We start from the raw sequence: 18551 nt of genomic DNA, 5'->3' as shown, positions 1-18551 counted from the left end.
CCTACGGCTTGTCCGGCGGAAAGTCAACGGTTGACTTGGCCGAAACGCGCTGCCATGTTAGCAAGCGCTTTCTAGTGGGCTTTCCCCAGGTCATCCGCACAGCACCCGGCCCCGCCGGGAGCCTTCACGTCGAGGGGGACGTATGAAGGAAGCAGCCGCAGCTCCCGAGGTCGCCGGATCCGGGACCGGCGCCGTCCCGGGGTCCGGCGACCTGCGCCCGGTCTTCTCCGGGCGGCACACCCGTCTGTGGGCCTTCCTGCTCGCCGGCTGGCTGATCAGCTACGCCGACCGCACGGTCACCGGACCGGTCGTCTCCTGGATGATCGAGAACAAGGCCGGGTTCATCGGGGACGCCGCGCATCCCGCCACCCTCGGCGGCCTGATCGGCTCGATGTTCTTCACCGGCTACATGCTCACCCAGTACGCGGGCGGCCGGCTCGGCGACCGCTACGGCCACCGCGAGATGCTGGTGGTGTCCCTGCTGTGGGCCGGACTGATGACCCTGGTGTCCGGACTCGCGGGCGGACTCGTCGCCTTCGTCGTGGCCCGGGTCCTCACCGGCCTGGGGGAGGGGGTCTTCTACTCCAACGACCGGGTGCTCGTGATCGCCCACACCCCGCTTGCCCGGCGCACGGCCGGCCTCGGCATCGTCCTGTCCGGACTGTCGATCGGACTGACCGTCGGCGTCCTCGCCACCCCGCACCTGATCGACTGGGGCGGCTCGCTGGGCCTGGGCGGCCGGGCCTGGAGCATGCCGCTGTACGTGTTCGGTGTCGTCTCGCTGCTGATCGCCGCCGCCACCTGGGTCTTCTTCCGGGGGCGCGGAGACCGCCCGCTGCGGCTCGGGCCCCCCACGCTGCGGCTGATCGGCTACTCCCTGCCCACGGCCGCGGTGATCGTGGCGCTCTTCCTGTGTGCCGACGCCTTCGGCTGGCCCGACTGGCTGACGGCGGTGGGCTCCGGTGTGCTGTTCGCGGGGATGCTCGCGGTCGTCGTGCGCGGCATCGTGCGCGAGGGGCGCTCGGCGGCGCTGCTCAACCGCAATGTGTGGCTGGTCTGCGTCGCGTTCGTCGCGGTGATGTGGAACCTGTGGTTCTTCTCCTTCTGGTCGGTCCAGATCGTCAAGGAGAGCGCGCACAGCAGCCTGGGCGCGGCGGCCCTGACCGCCGCCTTCAACGCAGGCGCCGGCATCATCGGCTTCCCGGTCGGCGGCTGGATCGCCGACCGCCGCGTACGTGCGGGCAAGGGCCGCAAGCCGCTCGCCGTCGCCTGCGCGGCCGTCCACACGGTGCTGGCGACGGCCTTCGGGCTCAGCCTGCTGGACGGCAGGCCCTCCCTGCTGCTGCTCGGTCTGATCCTGTTCTTCTCCGGCCTCTTCTTCAACGCGCTCCAGCCCATCGTGCACAGCCTCCTGGGCGACCTGGCGGACGCGGAGGACCGCGGCGCGCTGTTCGGGCTCTTCAACCTGGTCGCGGAGGCCGGTGCGGTGGCCAGCCCGGTGATCAGCGGAGTCCTGCGCGACGCCACCGGGAGCTGGGCGCCGGGAGTGTTCACCGCGGCCGGGGTGATGGCGGTGTCCGTGGCGCTGTACACGCTGGTGAAGGAACGCATCCCCGGCGCCGCGTGACGGGCCGTCGAAGGGCTTCAGCGCCGCGGGACCGTCGAAGGGTTTCCGCGGCGGCGGGACCCACGGACCCGGTGGAGCCACGACCCACCCTCCGGACGTGGCGGCACGGGCCCCGGCGGCCGAGGGCGGCACCGCCCTGACCCCGCCGCCCGCACGTCCCGGACGCCAGGCACGCGGCCCTGTGCGACCGGCCACCCGTGGGCCGTGAGGCCCCGCCGCCCACACGGCGCTCGTGCTGCCGCGCTGCCCCGGTGCACAGGGGCAGCGGCAGGGAGGGGAGGGCGTACCCCGGGGCGCCGGTGGGCCGGGGCGCATCCCGCTGTCACCCGTGGGGCCCGACGTACGCTCGCGCACTTCTGTTGATGATATGAAGAAGTCTTTTCAGGCTTTGTCGTAGCCGCGGCACGGACATCACCACGGTGGATTTCCGCCGCTTGCGAGGTGAGGCCGCATGGTGCAGGTCGAGCGACTACTGGCCGACTGCCTGGACGACGCACGCACCCGGCCGATGGGCGCGGTCCCGCTGGACGCCGACGGTGCCGGTTACGCGGACGCTCGCCGGACCTTCCTGGCGGCGGGGCTGCACGCACTGCGCGAGCACGCGCCCGACGCCGGATGGGTCCAGCTCAACGTCCGGGCCGAGCCGGCCGGCTGGCCCCGCCTGTACGCCCGCCTCGCCGAGACGGCCCGGGAGGTGCTCGGCACCGGAGCGGCCCGCGGCTTCTTCTTCATGCACAAGCCGCCGGGACTGCGCATCCGCTTCCACGCGGCGGAACCCGCCCGCGCCCCGCGGTTGCGCGCCACCCTGGTCCGCCGGCTCGCCCCCGCGGCCGACGGTTCCTGGGCGCTGCCGGTCGCCGAGGTGTACGAGCCGGAGACGTACCTCTTCGGCGGTCCCCGCTCCATGCCCCACGTGCACGAGCTGTTCACCGCGGACTCCCTGGCCTGGCTGGACGTCCACACCGCCGTCGCCGGCGCGCCGGTCCCCGCCGACTGGCGGGTGTCCCTGCCGCTGCTGGACGCGGTGTTCGACGGCCTCGGCGTGGTGGGCTGGGAACACCGCGGAGTCTGGCAGGCCGTACGGGACGAGACCGGCCGCCGGCTGCCCGGTGGACTGCGCGACCCGGACCGCCGGCGCGCCGCCGACGGCATCCGCGCGTACTGGGAGCAGGAGCCCGGCGCCCGTCTCGCGGCGCTGCCGAAGGACTGGCAGGACGTGCTCGGCCGGCACACGCACGACGTGCGGCGGGCCGCCGAGCGCTGGCGCGACCGCTACTTCGCGTCCGGCGACGCCTCGGTCGGCCCGCGCCGGGCCGCCGCACACCACGTGATCTTCCACTGGAACCGCGGCCGGCTCTCCACGGCACGGCAGTGCCTGCTCACGGAGGCGCTCGCCGCCGGCGGCCACGAGGAGGCGTACTGAGCATGGGCCAGCCTCCCGCAAACCCGCCCGGGACCACCGGCACGGCCGGGCAGGCGCTCGGCAACACCGCGCTGCTGCGCATCGCGGGGATGCCCTGCGACGCCTGGACGGCGGCCGGCGCACCCCGCCTGTTCGACAGCGTGGTGCGGCACGCCGACGCCACCGGGCGGCTCGCCGAACAGGGCCGGCTGCTGGCCGACCGGCTGGGCGAGGAGGTCGTACCGCACCCGGCGCTCAGGGCCGCCGACCGCGGCGCCGTGCTCGCCCTGCGGCGACGACTGCACTCCGGTCTCCCGCCGCGCGCGGCCGACCACGCCACTCTGCTGCGGTCGCCCGCCGTCCCCGCCGGCGTCGCCGCCGACGTCCACCACCTGCTGCGCGGGTACGAGGAGGCCGCGAAGACCCTGGCGGGACTGGAGCACGCGATCACAGCCGAACAGGAACGCCTGGCCGCACAGGCCTGGCGGACCACCTGCGCGAACCCGTTCCTGCGGGCCTTCCTCGACAGCGCCGCGCCCGGACTCGCCGACGACGTCCGCAGGCGGCTCGACGAGGGCCAGTCCTGGTCCGGCAGGCAACTGCGCAAGCGCACCGCCTACCTGTGGCGGGCCGTGGGCCGGGCGGCGGCGAAGACCACGCCGCGCGGCTGGGCCGGGCAGATCGCCGCGCTCCCGGTCGCCCCCGCGGACGACGGCAGCCCCCTGCTCCTGGAACCCGGCGGCAGCCTCGGCGCGCTCGCCGCCGTCGCCGTGGAGAACGTGCACCTGGTCCGCACCCGCGCGACACCGCCCGAACTGCGCACCGCCGACCCCGGCCTCCTGCTGACCCCGGCGCCCCTGCACTTCACCGAACCCCCCGCCTCCACCCCCGGCAACACCCCCGGCCAGGTGCGCTGTTACGTCGTCGACCCCCGCGAACCCGGACGGCTGCGGCAGATCGTGCTGCGCCGCACGCGCGCCCTCGAAGGCGTCCTGGCCCTCCTCGCCGACGGGCCCCGCCCGCTCGGCGAACTCGAAGCGGCGCTGGCGCACGCGGCGGCACCGCCCGGCGGGCCGCCCCTGGCCTCCGCCGACGTGCTGCGCGGCTTCCTCCAGCACCTGCTCGCCCTCGGCGTCCTGCAGATCTGCCGGGCGCCCCGGCAGCACCGCGTCGACTGGATCCCGCCCGGCGCCGTCACCCCCGACTGCGCCCTTCCCCGGGCACCCGGAGCCGAGGACAGCGGCCAGTGGTTCCTCGACTCCTACCGCCGCCCGGCCGCCCCCACCCGTGTTCCGGGCCGGGCCGCCGCCCGGGTGCTGCGCGGCCTGCGGACCGCGGCCCGCATCGCCGCCCTGTGCGCCGCCGACAGCCCCCCGGACCTGCCCGCCCAGCGCGCGGAACCGGCCGGCCTCACCGAACAGCCCCGCCCCGTCAGCGAGTTCCTCGCCGACCGGCTGCCCGCCGAATCCCCCCAGCCCCCGCCGCGCCGGCCCACCGGATGGGTGCCGGCCCGCGACCGCACCGGCGCCTACGCCCGCCTGCTGCGCCACCTGGACACCGCCGCCCGCGCCGGCGCCGCGCAGGTCGACGTGGACGACGACCTGCTGGACGACCTGGGCGCGCCCCCGCCCGAAGCCGCCCTGCCGTGCTGGCCCGTCGACTGCCTGCTGCGCCCGCTCGGCCCGTCCGAGGGACGAGGACCGGTCGCCGTCCTGGAGACGGCCTCGGCCGCGGGCGTGCTCGACGCCAGGTTCGCCGACGGGCTGCGCACGCTGTACGGCGGCTACGGCAACAGCGACGCCTACCGCGACTTCCTCGCCACCGTCGAACGCCGCACCGGGGTCAGGTTCGTCGACCTGCTCGTACCGCCCCTGAACGAGCGCTCCGCGAACGCCGTACGCCGGCCCGTCACCACCCGCTGGTGGACCGGCGACCCGGACCCCACCCCGTACTACGGACCGGACACCCGGCACGCCCGCTACCTCCCCCTGGACCGCATCAGCCTGCGCCGCAGCGGCCGGCGCATCATCGCCGAGGCCGACGGCCGGCGCATCGTCCCCGTGTACCACGCCACCCGGTCACCCGCGCCGCCCTACGACACCCTGGTGCGCCTCCTGCTCGCCGCGAGCCACCCCGCCGCCTCCTACCTGCTCCGCCTCGACGCCCTCGACGCGGCCCTGCCCGACCGGCCCGTACTGCCGCGGCTGACCGCGGGCGGCGACCTCGTCCTCGCCCCGGCCACCTGGCGCGTGGACCGCTCCCGCCTGTGGCAGCCCGGCGACGACACGCTCGGCAAGGTCCGCACCCTCGCGCTGCTGCGCCGCGCCGCGGGACTGCCCCGCCACGCGTTCCTCCGCACCGCCCCCGGCGGCAAACCGGTGCCCGTGGACCTCGCCTCGCTGACGGCCCTCCACCTCGTCGAGCGGCTGTGCGCCCAGCAGGCGGGCACCACCCTGCTCGTGGAGGAGATGCTCCCTGGCCCGGACGAGCTGCTGCTGCGCGACCCGGTGCACGGCCAAGCGGCCGTCGCCGCGCAGGTCCTGCTCCGCCTGCCGCACGACCGCGGCGCCGCCCACCTCGCCGAGGCCGCCGCCGACGCACTGGTCCGCGGCGAGCGGCAAGACGTCCCCGGCCCGCCCGCCAGGCGGTCCGCCGGGGCGGCCATCACCCGATGAGAGAAAGGGGAAGTCCCATGCCCACCACCGAACTCACCGAACTCGACGCCCTCATCAGCGACCTCGACGAGCGGATCAGCGACAGCGACCTGCCGTCGTCGTCCGCCAGCACCGCCGGGTGCAGCGGCCTGTGCACGATCATCGTCTGTGCCACGGTCGTGATCTGCGCCTGACCACCCCCCACAGGAGCCGCCCGTCCCGGCGGGCGGCTCCGCCCCGGCCGATCCGAGGAGCCCGATGGCGCCCGAAACCGCCTCACCGGCCACCGCCCGGGACGAGGTCCACGCCCTTGCCGCCCGGTACCTCAAGGACTGGACCGCGGCGCCCCGCCCGGCCCGGCACCCCGGCGACCCCGGAATCCCCGTACTGGCACACCTGGTCGCGGACCGCGGCACCGCCCGTGACGCCGTGGCCGTCTGGGCCCGCGCCGCCGGACGCGGCCCGGCCCACCCCGCCCTGCACGACGGCGGCCTCGCCGGGACCCTCGTCGGCCTGCGCCTGGGCGAAGGCCTCCACCCGGCGCTCCGGCCCGTCGGCGACCGCCTCGCCGCCCCCCTGAGCCGGCGCCTGCCGAAGTACCGCACGCACGCCGTCGCCTTCCCCGACTACGACCTGATCTCCGGACCCGCAGGCACCCTGCTCGCCCTGTGCACAGGCACCCCCGGCCCCGAGGAACTGCGCCCCCTGGCCACCCACCTCGCCCTCCTGTGCGACGAACCGGAACTGCCCCGGCTGCGCACCGGCCAGTACGCGCAGCACCCGTACCTGTCCTGGGTGCAGGGGCGCATCAACACCGGCATGGGCCACGGCGTCGCCGGTGTCGTCACCGCGCTCACCGCCGCGCTGCGCCGCCTCGGACCGGACCCGGCGCTGACCACGGCGCTCACCCACGCCACCGGCTGGCTCGTCCGCCAGGCCTACGACGACGACCGAGGCATCCGGACCTGGCCCGGCGCGGGACTCGACGCGCCGCCGCCCGCGGCGGCGCAACCGCGGCAGGCATGGTGCTACGGCGCCCCCGGGATCGCCTGGGCGCTGTGGGACGCGGGCGACGCCCTCGGCGACACGGCGACCGCCGACTGGGCCGCCACCGTGTTCCGCAGGTTCGCCGAGCACTACGACGAGACCTTCCACCTCTTCGGTGACACCCCCGCCGACCGCCTCGGACTGTGCCACGGTGCCGCGGGCGTCCTGTGCGTCGCCGACGCCCTGCACCGCCACGCCCGGCTGCCGGCCGCCGCCGCACTCGTGCGACGCCTCGTCCACCACCTGAGCGGCAGGCTCCCCGCGCAGCCGCCCGCCGAGTGGACCACGGACCTGCTGAACGGCCTGCCCGGCGTGCTGAGCGCGCTCCTGACGGCCACGGCGGCGGCCCCGCGCACCTGGCTGCCCTGCCTGGGCCTGCGCTGAGCCCCGGCCCACAGGCTGACCGCGCCCCGTAGGCTGAGCCGCACCGAACCGGCCGCGCACGAGACGGAGTTGCCGTGACCCTGCGGATGAGACCGACCGCCGTCACCCTGGACTGCCCCGACCCGCTCGCCCTGGCGGCGTTCTACCAGCAGGCCACCGGGTACGCCCTCCACCCGCGCTCCGACGCCGACTTCGCGGGCCTCACCGGTGACGACGGTCTCAGCCTCGGCTTCCAGCGGGTCGAGGACCACCGGGCGCCGTCCTGGCCCGGCCGGGGCGTCCCCCAGCAGATCCACCTCGACTTCGCCGTCGCGGACCTGGAGGAGGCCGAGGCCTGGCTGCTCGAACTGGGCGCGGGCAGGCCGCAGGACCAGCCCGGCGGCGACAAGTGGCGCGTCCTCACCGACCCGGCGGGCCATCCCTTCTGCCTGGTCGCACGCTGACGCGCCGCCCGGCGGCCACAGGCGGCGGCTGCGCCAGGTACGCGGACGGGGCGCGGCCCAGCAGGCCGCGGAACGCCGTCGTGAACGCGGCCGGATTCTCGTAGCCGAGCGAGACCGCGACCCGCGTCACCGGGGTGCCCGCCGCCAGCGCGTGCACCGACCGCAGGATGCACGCCCGCTGCCGCCACTGGGCGAACCCGAGCCCCGTGCCGCGCCGGAAGAGACGCCCCAGGGTGCGCTCGCTGACGTTCAGGGCCGCCGCCCAGCGGGCGGGCGGGTCATGGATGTCGGGAGCCCGCAGGAACGCCTCGCACAACCGCCGCAGCCCCGGATCGGCGGGCAGCGGCACGTCGAGGGGGAGCGGTGCCAGGGTGCGCAGCTCGTGCAGGATCAGCTCGATCGCCGTCGCGTCCCGCCCGTGCTCGGCGTAGCGCGGCTCCATGTCGACGGCATCGAGGATCAGCGCCCGCAGCAGTGCGGAGACCTCCACCACGCGGCAGCGGTCCGGGAACCACGGCGCGGCGCCGGGCTCGATGTACAGGCTGCGCGTGCTGACGCCCGTCATGGTGACCTGGTGCCGCACCCGCGGCGGGACGAGGACCGCGCGGGCCGTGGGCACCGTCCACGAGCCGTCCGCCGTCTCGACCTCCATCACGCCGGTGGCCGCGTACAGCACCTGGGCGCGCCGGTGCTCGTGGAAGGGCAGCAGATGGTCGTGCGGGTAGTCGGTGCCGATGGCGAGCACCGCACGGTCCAGGCCGTCCACCTCGTCGACGGAGATGTTGCGCACCGCACGAGCCTACCCCGGCTGTCGTCTGCGCGTAAGAAGCTGGCGAACAGTCGAATGCCCGCCACCCGTGCGGGTCCGTAGCGTCGTCACCGTGCTCACCACCTCCTCGTTCCTCACCCTCCTGCTGTTCGGCTGCCTGACCGGTGTCACGACCGTGCTCTTCGGTTTCGGCGGAGGATTCGTCACCGTCCCCGTCGTCTACGGCTTCCTGGGCGCGACCGCGCACGGCGACGGCGCCGGCGCCATGCACGTGGCGGTCGCGACCTCGACCGCGGTCATGGTCGTGAACGCCGCCTGGGCCACCGTGGCCCAGCACCGGGCCGGCCGGCTGCGCCGGGAGTACCTGTGGCCGCTGGCCGGGTACGTCCTGCTCGGCGCGGCCCTCGGCTCGCTCGTCGCCACCCGGATCAGCGACACCCTGCTCAACGCGCTGTTCGCCGTGTACCTGCTGGTCACGATCGCCGACAGCGTGCTGCGCAAGGGGTTCCTCGCGGTCACCGGCGACGGCGCGCCGCGTCCGCTCGGACGGATCACGACGACGCTCGGCGGCGTCGGCATCGGCACGGTCGCCGCAAGTCTCGGTGTCGGCGGCAGTGTCATGACGGTTCCGCTGCTGCGCCGCCGCGGGCTGCCCATGGCCACCGCCACCGCGCTGGCCAACCCGCTCAGTGTCCCCGTCGCCCTCGCGGGCAGCGTCGTCTACGCCCTGGCCCCCGCCGCCCAGGCGCACACCGGCCGCCTCGGCTACGTCGATCTCGGCGCGGGCGCCGCGCTGCTGTGCGGTTCCCTGCCGGCCATCGCGGTCGTGAAGCGGTTGGGGGGCCGGGTCCCCGACCGGCTCCACTCCGCCGCGTACGTGGCCCTGCTGGTCCTCGTCCTGGTCGTCATGCTCGTCACCCGGTCGGGAACGTGACGGTGCGGGGACGTGACGGCGTCGGAATGTGACGGTGCCGGGCCCCGTTCGCCGGGGCCCGGTCCGTCCTCGCGGTCGCGACGGGGGACGCGGCCGGGTCCGCCCGGACGCCGCGATCGCCGCCGCCTGAGCGAGCGCGGCGGGCACGCACGGACGCACCGGCCCACCGGGCGCGCGGCCGGGCTCCCACCTCAGCCGGCCGCCCCGCGCGGGCCGCGAGGTCCACGGCCGTGCCCGTCGTCCGGGCGTCGCGCGTGCGGCATCCCTCAGTGGCCGAGCGTGGCGCGCAGCGAGGGCTGGAGCAGGTCCGCGTGGGCGCGGACCATGTCGTCGCACAGGTCCCAGATGCGTTCCACGGGCAGCGCCGCGGCCGTCGCCGGGTCGGTCATCGCCGCCTGCCGGATCGAACGGGGGTCGTCCTCCAGGGCCGCCCGCACCACGAGGTCGTTCATGCTCAGGTAGGTGCGGTTGAGCGCCGCGCACTGGGCGGGCAGCGCACCCACCCGGGTGGGCTGCACACCCGTCGCGTCCACGAGGCAGGGGACCTCCACGGTCCCCGAGGCCGGCAGGTTGTCGATCAGCCCGTGGTTGGGCACGTTGCCGTAGACCGTGCGCGGCGTGCCCGTGGTGATGCTGTGGATGATCTGCGGGGCGTACTCCATGGTGCCCTCGACGGCGAGCGGGGCGCCCTGCGCGAGGGCGTCGCGGGTGTGCTCGTAGGCCGCGATGTTCTCGTCGACGATGTCCAGGTAGGCCCCGACCGGCAGGCGCAGGCGCTCCACCTCCTCGGCGTGGTGCAGGTACCAGGGGACGTACTCGGAGGAGTGCTCGCTCGTCTCGGTGGGGTAGTAGCCGAGGCGCCGGTACATGTCGACGCGGACGCGGCGCCGCAGCTGGGGGTCGTCCGCGATCAGGGCGTCGAGCCGGGGGTACAGGTCGCTCCCCTGGTGCTCCAGGCTCAGGATCCAGGCCTGGTGGTTGACGCCGGCGGCCCGGTAGACGACCTCCTCCTGGGGGACCTTGAGGAGTTCGGCCAGGTCGTGGACGGTCCAGTACACGGAGTGGCACAGTCCCACCACGCGGGTCAGCCCGGTCGCACGGGTGAGGTACTGGACGTTCATCGCCATGGGGTTGGTGTAGTTGAGCAGCCAGGCGTCGGGGCACACCTCGGCGATGTCCTCGCCGAGCGACCTGAGCAGCGGGAAGGTGCGCAGCGCCCGGAAGATGCCCCCGACGCCGAGGGTGTCGCCGATCGTCTGCCGCAGTCCGTAGCGCGCGGGGATCTCGAAGTCGGTCCGGGTCGCGGCGCGCATGCCGACCTGCACGATGTTGATGACGAAGTCGGCGCCCTGCAGGGCCGCCCGCCGCTCGGCGTGGGCGGTGACCCGCACCCGCGAGCCGCCGGAGCCGGCCCGCTGGTCGGCGATGTACCGGGCGGCGCCGTGGGCGGTGGCGAGCCGCTCGGCGTCGATGTCGTGCAGGGCGATGTGCGCGCCCTGGAGTTCGGGGAAGGCCAGCAGGTCGGCCAGGAGGCCCTGGGTGAAGACGACGCTGCCCGCGCCGATGAAGGCGATCTTCGGGGAGCCGGAGGGGAGGGAGGTCGTGGCGGCCGTGGAGGTGTGGGTGGTCATCACAGGTGCTTTCCGTTGCGGGTGACGGCGGCCGCGGCCTCGTCCCAGGTGGGCTGGGCCGGCGTTCCGCCGTGGGCCCGGGTGGACAGGGCGCCGCAGGCCGCGGCGATCTCGAGGGCGTGCGGGGTGGACAGGCCGCGCAGGCGGGCGGCGACGAAACCGGCGTCGAAACTGTCACCGGCTCCGACCGTGTCCAGCGGCCGGACGGGGACGGCGGGGGGTGCGCAGCAGCGTTCGGCCGTCGTGCGCGAGGGCGCCCCGGGCGCCGTCCTTGACGACCACGTGCGGGCCGAGGGCGGCCAGCGCGGCGGCCGCGGCCTCCGGGGCGGCGTCCCGGGGAGCGCCGGCGGCGGCGGCCGCGAGGGCGGTGGCCTCCCGCGCGTTGGGCAGCAGGTGGTCGGTGACGGCGAGCACCTCGGCCAGGGCGCCGGGCGCCCACGTGTCGGCCGGGTCGTCGTTGGTGTCGAGGGAGGTGGTGGCGCCGTGCGCGCGGGCGGTGGCGAACAGGGCGGGCAGCGCGGCGGCGAGCCGCGGCAGCAGGAAGTAGGAGGCGGCGTGGACGTGGCGGCTGCCGGTGAGCAGGGCCTCGGGCACGTCGTCGGGCCCGGTGGCCGGGAGGGTGCCCGGTGAGGTGAGGATCGCCCGGTCGCCGTCGGGGCGGGTCAGGACGACGGTGAGCGGCGTGGCCAGGTCGGGGTCGACGCGCAGGGCGGAGGTGTCGACGCCCCGCTCCTCCAGCGCCGCCCGCACGAACCGTCCGGCGTCGTCGTCGCCGACGCGTCCGGCGAAGGCCACCTTCAGTCCGAGCCGGGCGGCCCCGCACGCCATGATCGACGCGGAGCCCCCGAGGGTGAGCGTCCCGCTGTCGACGAGCCGTTCGCGCTGTCCGAAGGCGAGGGGCGCCTCCAGCGGTCCGACGACGATGTCGGGGTTGGCGTCTCCCAGGACGAGGAGGTCGTAGGCGTGCTGCATGCGGTCTTCCTTGAGGTGCGGACCCTGACGGGCCCCGGTGAGGACCCTGACGGGCGGACGGCGGTGGAGCGGCGGACGGGGGAGGCGGCCGGGAGGCCGGTCACCCCTTGAGGCCGCTCGACGTGATCGACTGGATGAAGGACTTCTGCGCGAGCAGGAAGGCGAGCAGCACGGGCAGCACGGTGATCACGTTGCCCGCCATGACCGCGGACCACTTGGTGTGGTGCTGCCCCTGGAACGTGGTCAGGCCCAGCTGGAGGGTGTACTGGGTGTCGTGGTTGATGGCGATCAGGGGCCAGCTCAGGTCGTTCCACGTGGTGAGGAAGGTCAGCACCGCCACCGTGCTCAGCGCCGGCCGCGACAGCGGCAGCACGACCTGCCACAGCACCCGCAGCCGCGAGCAGCCGTCCAGCCAGGCCGCCTCCTCCAGCTCCCTCGGCAGCGACAGGAAGAACTGCCGCAGCAGGAACACGGCGAACGGGGTGACCAGCGACGGCACGATCAGCGCGCCGAGCGTGTCGATGAGCCCGAGCCGCTTCATCACCAGGAACGTCGGGATCATCGTCAGCTGGAACGGGATCGCCATCGTGGCCAGCATCAGCCCCAGCAGCAGCCGGGAGCCCGCGAACCGCATCCGGGCGAACGCGTAACCCGCCAGGGCGCCGAGGACCAGGTTGGACACCACCGCGGCCAGCGACACCAGCAGCGAGTTGGCGAACCAGCGCGGGAACATGGCGTTGCCCAGGACGTAGCGGTAGCCGCCCAGATCGATGCGGGAGGGCCACAGGGCGGGCGGGAACCGGTTGATCTGCGCGTCGCTCATGACGGAGCTGAGCAGCAGCCAGATCAGCGGGACCGCGAACACCAGGGCGAGCGGCGCCAGCAGCAGGTGCCAGGGGCTGAACGGCAGCCTCCTGCGCGGCCGTCCGGGAGCACCCGCCGGGCCGTGCGGGGACGCCGGGGCAGGGGCCGGGGGGAACGAGGACGGGGCGGGGGACGTGGCCGTCATCGTGCGGCTCCTTCCAGGCCGGCGGAACCGGCGGAACCGGCGGTGCCGTGGTGGGCGTGGGCCCGGCGCCGTACGGCCCGGGCGATCCGCGGGACCGCGGCGAGCAGGATCAGGGCGAGGGCCAGGGCGTAGGCCGCCGCCGCACCGTAACCGGCGGTGAAGTTCTTGAAGGCCTGCTCCCAGATGAAGTAGACGATCACCGTGGTCGAGCCGAGCGGACCGCCCTTGGTGGTCACGTACACCAGGTCGAAGACCTGCAGGGCGTTGATGGTCTGCCACAGCAGGAGGAAGACCAGCACCGGGGCGAGCGCCGGGAGCGTCACGTGGCGCAGCACGTGGCGGCGGCCGGCGCCGTCCAGCCGGGCCGCCTCCACCAGGGAGGGCGGTACGTCCTGGAGGGCGGCCAGCAGCACCACCACGCAGAAGCCGGTGCCGCTCCACAGCGAGATCGCCACGAGCGCGAGCAGCGCCTGGCCGGGGTCGGTGAGGAAGCCCTGCGGGGAGATCCCGACCTTGTGCAGCACGGAGTTGGCGGCGCCGAACTCGGGGTCGAGGATGAAGGAGAACAGCACTCCCTGGGCCGTCGCCGAGACGACGAACGGCACGAAGAAGAGGGTGCGGTACAGGGCGACCAGCCGCAGCCGCTGGTTGAGCGCCAGGGCCAGGAGCAACCCGAGGCCGATGCTCAACGGCACGTACAGCACCGTGTACAGCAGGGTGTTGCGCACCGCCTGGCTGAAGTGCGGGTCCTGCGCGAGCGCCCGGTAGTTGGCGAGGCCGACCCAGCGGCTGGGCGTGACCAGGTCGTCGGCCTGGAAGGACAGCAGCAGCGACCACGCCACCGGTACGACGCTCAGGCCCAGGATCACCAGTACCGCGGGGGAGACGAACGCCCAGGCGGTGGCGGACTCCCGGCCGGCCCGGCGGCGCGCGGACCCGGAGCGCGGCGGGGTGTCCGCGGCGGTGCCGTGTCCGTCGTCGTCGCCAGGGGGGCGGCGGCCGGTGCGGGTCTTCCGGTCGGGTCCGCGGTCCGCGAGGGTGAGGGGGGAGGGCAGGCGGGGCATGGTGGTCCTCTCAACGCGGGATGAGCAGGGCGGCGTTGGCCTCGTGCGCGCAGTCGCGCAGCGCCTTGGCGGGGGTGCTCCGGCCGATGAGCACCGAGGCGATCGCCTGGCCGAGGGCCTGCGAGATCTGCGGGTACGCCGGGTGGACGGGCCGCACCCGGGCCGAGGTCAGTGCCTCGGTGAACACCGCGAGGCCCTCGGTCCGCGCCTCCTGCGCGTGCCACGCGGGCAGCGCCTGCGTGCTGCGGCTCAGGGGGAGACTGCCGGCCTGCACGTCCCAGCGGACGTCCTGGGCGGGCTGGGACAGCCAGGTCACGAAGGTGCGCGCGGCACGGACCCGGGCCGGTCCGTTGTCGAACACGGTCCAGGTGTCGGGGCCCGAGATGGTGACCGGGCGGCCGCTGTAGCTGGGCAGCGGCACCACATGGTGGTCGATGCCGGCCTGGCGGATGTCCGGCAGCTGCCACGGTCCGGTGACGACCATGCCCATGCGGCCCGACGCGAAGACCTGGTACATCTGCTCGCTGCCCGGCTTCGGATCGACGTAGACACTCCTGTCCCCGGCCAGGGCCGCCACCGTCTGGAGGGCCTTGACGCCGCTCTCCTCGAACCCGATGCGCCGTCCGTCCGGGCCGATGACGTCGCCGCCCAGGTCCCACACCATCGGCCACAGCCGCCACACGGTGTCCTCGTCGCCGACGCCGGGCCAGCCGGTGCCGAACACCCCGCGCCGCCGGTCGGTGAGCCGGGCCGCCGTGGCCACGAACTGCTCCCAGGTCCAGCCGGGCCGGGGCAGCGGGAGGCCGGCGTCACGGAAGAGCTTCTTGTTGCAGACGACGGCGAGGGAGTCGAGCAGGGCGGGCGAGGCGCGGACGTGGCCGTTGAGCGTGACCGCGGTGCGGGCGGGCGCCCAGAAGTCGTTCCAGGGCGTCGGTCCCGAACGCACGGTGTCGGTCAGGTCCACCACCGAGGGGCTGCGGGCGACGCTGGCCAGGTCGGAACCGAAGACGTAGGCGACGTCGGGGAAGGAACCGGCCGCGAGCGCGGCGGTGATCTTCTGCAGCATCGCGTCGGCGAGGACCCCGCCGCCCGGGTCCACCCGGATACCGGGGTGGGTGCGGTTGAACTCCGCCACCAGCTTCTCGATCGCCGCGCGGCCCGTGTCCGTCTGGCCGTGCCAGAGTTCGACGGTGACCCGGCCGTCGGCGCCGACGCCGTCGTCCGTGGCCGCGCCGCACCCGGGCAGCGCCGCTGTCGCGGCGGCACCGAGGGCCAGGGCGGTGCCCCGGCGCAGGATCGTACGGCGCGGAAGTCCGGTGCCGGCGCCGGACGGGCGGTGTGCTGCGGCCATGTGAGCCCCCAGGAGGACGCGTGACGCGGGACGCCACGCCGGACGGACGGGCCGGCACGGCGGGCCGGTGCCGGACGGGACGGTGTGCGGTGGGAGGGGTGCCGCCGCGCCGGGCGGGCGGCACGGGAGGGTGCCGCCGGACGCGCGGCCGGCGCCTGCCGCGGAGGGCGGGGTGCGCCGCGGAGGACGGGGTGCGCCGGAGCGCGCTTCCCGCGCGGCGGGGAGCCCCGGCCGGGGGAGCGGCTCATCAGGGCGCGGCTCACGGGAGGGTGCCCCGCAAGCCGGGCGACCCGGAAGCGGGGCGGGAGCCGGAGTGGTGCCCGGTGCGCCGGCGACAGGAGCGCACGCACCGGGCGGGCCGTGCCGCTGCCGCGTCAGCAGGTCTTGCGGACGTAACCGCTGTCGCCGGGAGCCGTCACGTTCACGTCGCGCAGCACGACGCTGAGCCGGTCACCGTAGGCGGCGCACACCTTCTTGAGGTTCTTCTCCTGGTACTCGATGACGATGACGTGGTCACCGAACCCGTCGACGTAGTCGCCGCACTCGTCCCACTCGCCGCACTCCTCGGCGACGGCGAAGTCGAGCCCGGTGTCCGCGCGGTCGGTGGAGAACTGGGACGTGTTCTTCTGGGCGATCGCCAGGCCCTTGTCGTGCGCGTGGGCGGACAGCAGCCGGATGAACGCCTTGGCGTTGGCCTCGCTGATCAGCTTCGTCCGGTCGAAGGTGTCCAGGTTGTCGGGTTCGACGGCCTTGAAGCCCTTGCTCGCACACGTGTCGATCCAGGAGTTCACCTTCGCCGCGATCCGCTGCCGCTTGGCGTCGGTGCGGATGTCCAGCATGGCCTCCCCCCAGTTGTCGTCGTACACGACCTTGCCGTTCGCGTCCCGCAGCAGCAGGTCGCCCCACTGGCTCTCGGCGCCCGGCTGGGCCTGGAAGGCGTTGACGTAGCAGATGTTGTAGAGACCGGCCGCCGGGGCGGCCGTGTAGTCGCGGGTGACGACCTTCACCCCGGACGGCGGCGGATAGGCCTTGCCGATCTGGTAGTCGAAGGCGGCGTGTGCGGGAGGAAGGGTCACCGTGGCCGCGGGGGTGGCCGCGGATGTGGCCGCACTCGCCGAAGCGCAGGCGGACAGCGGACAGATGACCGCCGCCGCGGCGGCCACCGCCACGGTGGCACGCCCGTGCGGCCGGGCACGATCGAAGAGGGACATCTTGAGCTCCAGAAGATGCGAGGGTACGTCCCCGCCTCGGACCCCACGTCTGTGCGGACGGATCCTGGCGACTTTGTCCGGACTTACGGTGTGCGCACCGTGCTACCGGCTGGGCGTACCTCTGACGCCGGGTGCTCAACTCTGGCGTTGGAAGGAGTAAAGCGAGCAACTTTCGCCATGTCAACAGACCGAAGATGCGCATCTTGTTCATATGGGCAAGGGGGCTGGGCCGCCCCTCGTTCCCGCAGACGGGCGGTCACGCCTCCCCGCCGCGCGGCCCTCGTGCCGCCCCTGTCCGGTCTATGCTCATCGCATGCTGAAAACTGAGCGTCATGCGCGAATACTTGAGCATGTCTCCGCGCGTGGTGCCATCGACGTCACCGAGTTGTCCCGGTTGCTGAACGTCTCCGGAGCCACCATCCGGCGCGATCTGCAGCACTTGAGCCGGCTGAACCTGCTGCGCCGGACGCACGGCGGAGCCGTCCAGGGCAGCGCCGGTCCCGAACTCCCGGTCCAGCACCGCACCGAGCGCAGCCGGCCGCAGAAGCAGGCCATCGCGCGGGCCGCGGCCCGGCTCGTGCCCCGCGGCGCGGTCGTCGGGATGACCGGCGGGACCACCGTCACCGAGATCGCGCGCGTCCTGGCCGCCCGGGGCGCCGTCACCATCGTGACCAACGCCGTCAACATCGCCGCCGAGATGGTCCCGCACCACGACGTCACGCTCGTCGTCGTCGGCGGCTACGCCCGCACCGAGAGCTACGAACTCGTGGGCCCCATCGCGGAGAAGACGCTCGCCGACCACCACACCGACATCACGTTCCTCGGTGTGGACGGCATCAGCGCCGAGCACGGCTGCACGACCCACGACCAGCTCGAGGCGGCGACGGACCGGGCCTTCGCCGCCAGCAGCGACAGGACCGTCGTCGTCGCCGACCACTCGAAGATCGGCCGGGCCACCTTCGCCCGGATCTGCTCCCTGAAGGACATCGACCACCTCGTCACCGACCAGGCCGCACCCGCCGGCGCGCTCGCCGCGATCACCGGCACCGGCGTCGCGGTGACCGTGGTGTGACACAACATGGGGACGGGGGAGGGGGGATGGGGACGGGCGGGGTGCGGGGCCGGGCGACGGCGCCCCGGGGCAGGCGCCTTCGGCGCCTCGGACCAGGGGTAGGCGCACCGCGCAGGGGGCAGGAGAACCGGGGGGCGGACGACCGACGGTGCCCTGCCGGAGGGCCGCACGGACCACAGCGGGAGGGCTGGACCATGACAGCGGAGCAGGCCGCGGGGTGCGCGGTGCAGGCGGTGGTCGTCTACGACGGGCGGCTGCTGCTGGTGGCGGAAGACGGCCAGGACGGCTGGGGACTGCCGTCGGGCGTCCCGGAGCAGGCCGAGACACCGCAGGCGACCGCGGCACGCCTCGTCTACGAGTCCACCGGGTACCTCGTCGACGGTTCGGCGACGCTCGGTGCGCCGGGCGGGGCCAGGGGGACGGAGCCGGCCGCGGTGGTGTGCCAGCTGCTGAGCGAGGACCCCTCCTCCGGGGCGCGGCTCGCACCGGAGCGGATCCGCTGGGTGCCCATGGAAGAGCCGGTCCCGGCGGACCTTCCCGGTGCCGTACGGGACTACCTGGCGGGCCACACACCCGCTTGAGGGTCGGGCGCGGTGGCGAGGAACCGCTGCCGGTCGACGATCGCCCGGTCGATCTCCCCGGTGGCGACGAGTTCCCCGGCGCCGTCGACGGCCCGCACGAGGAAGGTGAGCCGACGGCCCACGGCGGCGGCGGGCGCCTCCGCCACGACGTCCACACGGCCGCCCACCCGGGTGGCGCGCAGGTGCTGGACGCGGATCGCCGTGCCCACCGTCGTCTGGCCGGCCGCGGTGAACGGCGCGGCGGCCCGTACGGTCGCCGCCTCCAGCCAGGCGATCAGCCGCGGGGTGGCCAGCACGGGCACGTCGCCACTGCCCACCGACGTCGCCGTGTCGGCGTCGGTCACCTCATGTCGCATGCGACCACGCTAACCGCATCGCCTCCCGGGCGCTCACCGGTGTC

Annotated in this window: 16 protein-coding genes and 1 pseudogene; 9 read left to right on the top strand and 8 right to left on the bottom strand. The window is 74.6% G+C overall.

Annotated elements, in window-relative coordinates:
• Positions 1–142: 142 nt before the first annotated feature.
• From AC6I72_RS01245 to AC6I72_RS01220, 6 genes are all read left to right on the top strand, one after another.
• Positions 143–1627, top strand: coding sequence for an MFS transporter (locus AC6I72_RS01245; RefSeq protein WP_497998764.1), 1485 nt, complete (start codon positions 143–145; stop codon positions 1625–1627).
• Positions 1628–2078: 451 nt separating this feature from the next.
• Positions 2079–3050 (top strand): thiopeptide-type bacteriocin biosynthesis protein, encoded by a 972-nt coding sequence (locus AC6I72_RS01240; protein ID WP_497998762.1) that lies wholly within the window; start codon positions 2079–2081, stop codon positions 3048–3050.
• 2 nt (positions 3051–3052) lie between these two features.
• Positions 3053–5704, top strand: a complete 2652-nt coding sequence (locus AC6I72_RS01235; protein WP_497998761.1) for a lantibiotic dehydratase family protein — start codon at positions 3053–3055, stop codon at positions 5702–5704.
• A gap of 17 nt (positions 5705–5721) precedes the next feature.
• Entirely contained in the window at positions 5722–5877 is a 156-nt protein-coding gene (locus AC6I72_RS01230; protein WP_497998760.1) for a hypothetical protein, read from the top strand.
• 64 nt (positions 5878–5941) lie between these two features.
• On the top strand, positions 5942–7114 hold the full coding sequence (locus AC6I72_RS01225) for a lanthionine synthetase LanC family protein (protein WP_497998759.1): 1173 nt from the start codon (positions 5942–5944) through the stop codon (positions 7112–7114).
• A gap of 86 nt (positions 7115–7200) precedes the next feature.
• Complete coding sequence (locus AC6I72_RS01220) at positions 7201–7557, top strand: VOC family protein (RefSeq protein WP_497998757.1); 357 nt, start codon at positions 7201–7203, stop codon at positions 7555–7557.
• On the opposite strand, the gene AC6I72_RS01215 is transcribed toward AC6I72_RS01220, so the two are convergent.
• Positions 7514–8347, bottom strand: coding sequence for an AraC family transcriptional regulator (locus tag AC6I72_RS01215; RefSeq protein ID WP_497998756.1), 834 nt, complete (start codon positions 8345–8347; stop codon positions 7514–7516). The genes AC6I72_RS01220 and AC6I72_RS01215 overlap by 44 nt on opposite strands.
• Before the next feature lie 91 nt (positions 8348–8438).
• On the opposite strand from AC6I72_RS01215, the gene AC6I72_RS01210 reads away from it, so the two are divergent.
• Positions 8439–9260, top strand: a complete 822-nt coding sequence (locus AC6I72_RS01210; protein ID WP_497998754.1) for a sulfite exporter TauE/SafE family protein — start codon at positions 8439–8441, stop codon at positions 9258–9260.
• Positions 9261–9526: 266 nt separating this feature from the next.
• Here AC6I72_RS01210 and AC6I72_RS01205 read toward each other — a convergent pair whose 3' ends face one another.
• From AC6I72_RS01205 to AC6I72_RS01180, 6 genes and pseudogenes are all read right to left on the bottom strand, one after another.
• Entirely contained in the window at positions 9527–10891 is a 1365-nt protein-coding gene (locus AC6I72_RS01205) for an alpha-glucosidase/alpha-galactosidase (protein WP_497998753.1), read from the bottom strand.
• A pseudogene (locus tag AC6I72_RS01200) lies at positions 10891–11863 on the bottom strand (carbohydrate kinase family protein). The gene AC6I72_RS01205 and the pseudogene AC6I72_RS01200 overlap by 1 nt, the downstream one beginning before the upstream one ends.
• Before the next feature lie 100 nt (positions 11864–11963).
• Complete coding sequence (locus AC6I72_RS01195) at positions 11964–12872, bottom strand: carbohydrate ABC transporter permease (RefSeq protein WP_497998751.1); 909 nt, start codon at positions 12870–12872, stop codon at positions 11964–11966.
• Positions 12869–13936, bottom strand: a complete 1068-nt coding sequence (locus tag AC6I72_RS01190; protein ID WP_497998750.1) for a carbohydrate ABC transporter permease — start codon at positions 13934–13936, stop codon at positions 12869–12871. Before AC6I72_RS01190 ends, AC6I72_RS01195 begins: the two co-directional genes overlap by 4 nt.
• Before the next feature lie 10 nt (positions 13937–13946).
• On the bottom strand, positions 13947–15287 hold the full coding sequence (locus AC6I72_RS01185; protein ID WP_497998748.1) for an ABC transporter substrate-binding protein: 1341 nt from the start codon (positions 15285–15287) through the stop codon (positions 13947–13949).
• A 374-nt stretch (positions 15288–15661) separates the two neighbouring features.
• Positions 15662–16498: an endo alpha-1,4 polygalactosaminidase gene (locus AC6I72_RS01180; protein WP_497998747.1), complete on the bottom strand. Its 837-nt coding sequence runs from the start codon at positions 16496–16498 to the stop codon at positions 15662–15664.
• Positions 16499–16811: 313 nt separating this feature from the next.
• Here AC6I72_RS01180 and AC6I72_RS01175 point away from each other — a divergent pair, with 313 nt between their 5' ends.
• Both AC6I72_RS01175 and AC6I72_RS01170 read left to right on the top strand, forming a co-directional pair.
• Positions 16812–17570 (top strand): DeoR/GlpR family DNA-binding transcription regulator, encoded by a 759-nt coding sequence (locus AC6I72_RS01175; protein ID WP_497998745.1) that lies wholly within the window; start codon positions 16812–16814, stop codon positions 17568–17570.
• 194 nt (positions 17571–17764) lie between these two features.
• Positions 17765–18151, top strand: coding sequence for an NUDIX domain-containing protein (locus AC6I72_RS01170; RefSeq protein WP_497998744.1), 387 nt, complete (start codon positions 17765–17767; stop codon positions 18149–18151).
• Here the strand turns inward: AC6I72_RS01170 and AC6I72_RS01165 are convergent.
• Positions 18124–18507, bottom strand: coding sequence for a thioesterase family protein (locus AC6I72_RS01165; protein ID WP_497998742.1), 384 nt, complete (start codon positions 18505–18507; stop codon positions 18124–18126). The genes AC6I72_RS01170 and AC6I72_RS01165 overlap by 28 nt on opposite strands.
• Between the last annotated feature and the right edge of the window lie 44 nt (positions 18508–18551).

The sequence above is a fragment of the Streptomyces sp. Xyl84 genome, assembly GCF_059731885.1.
Note: the sequence above shows the minus strand (reverse complement) of the source record. Positions and strands in the feature narration are given on the sequence as shown.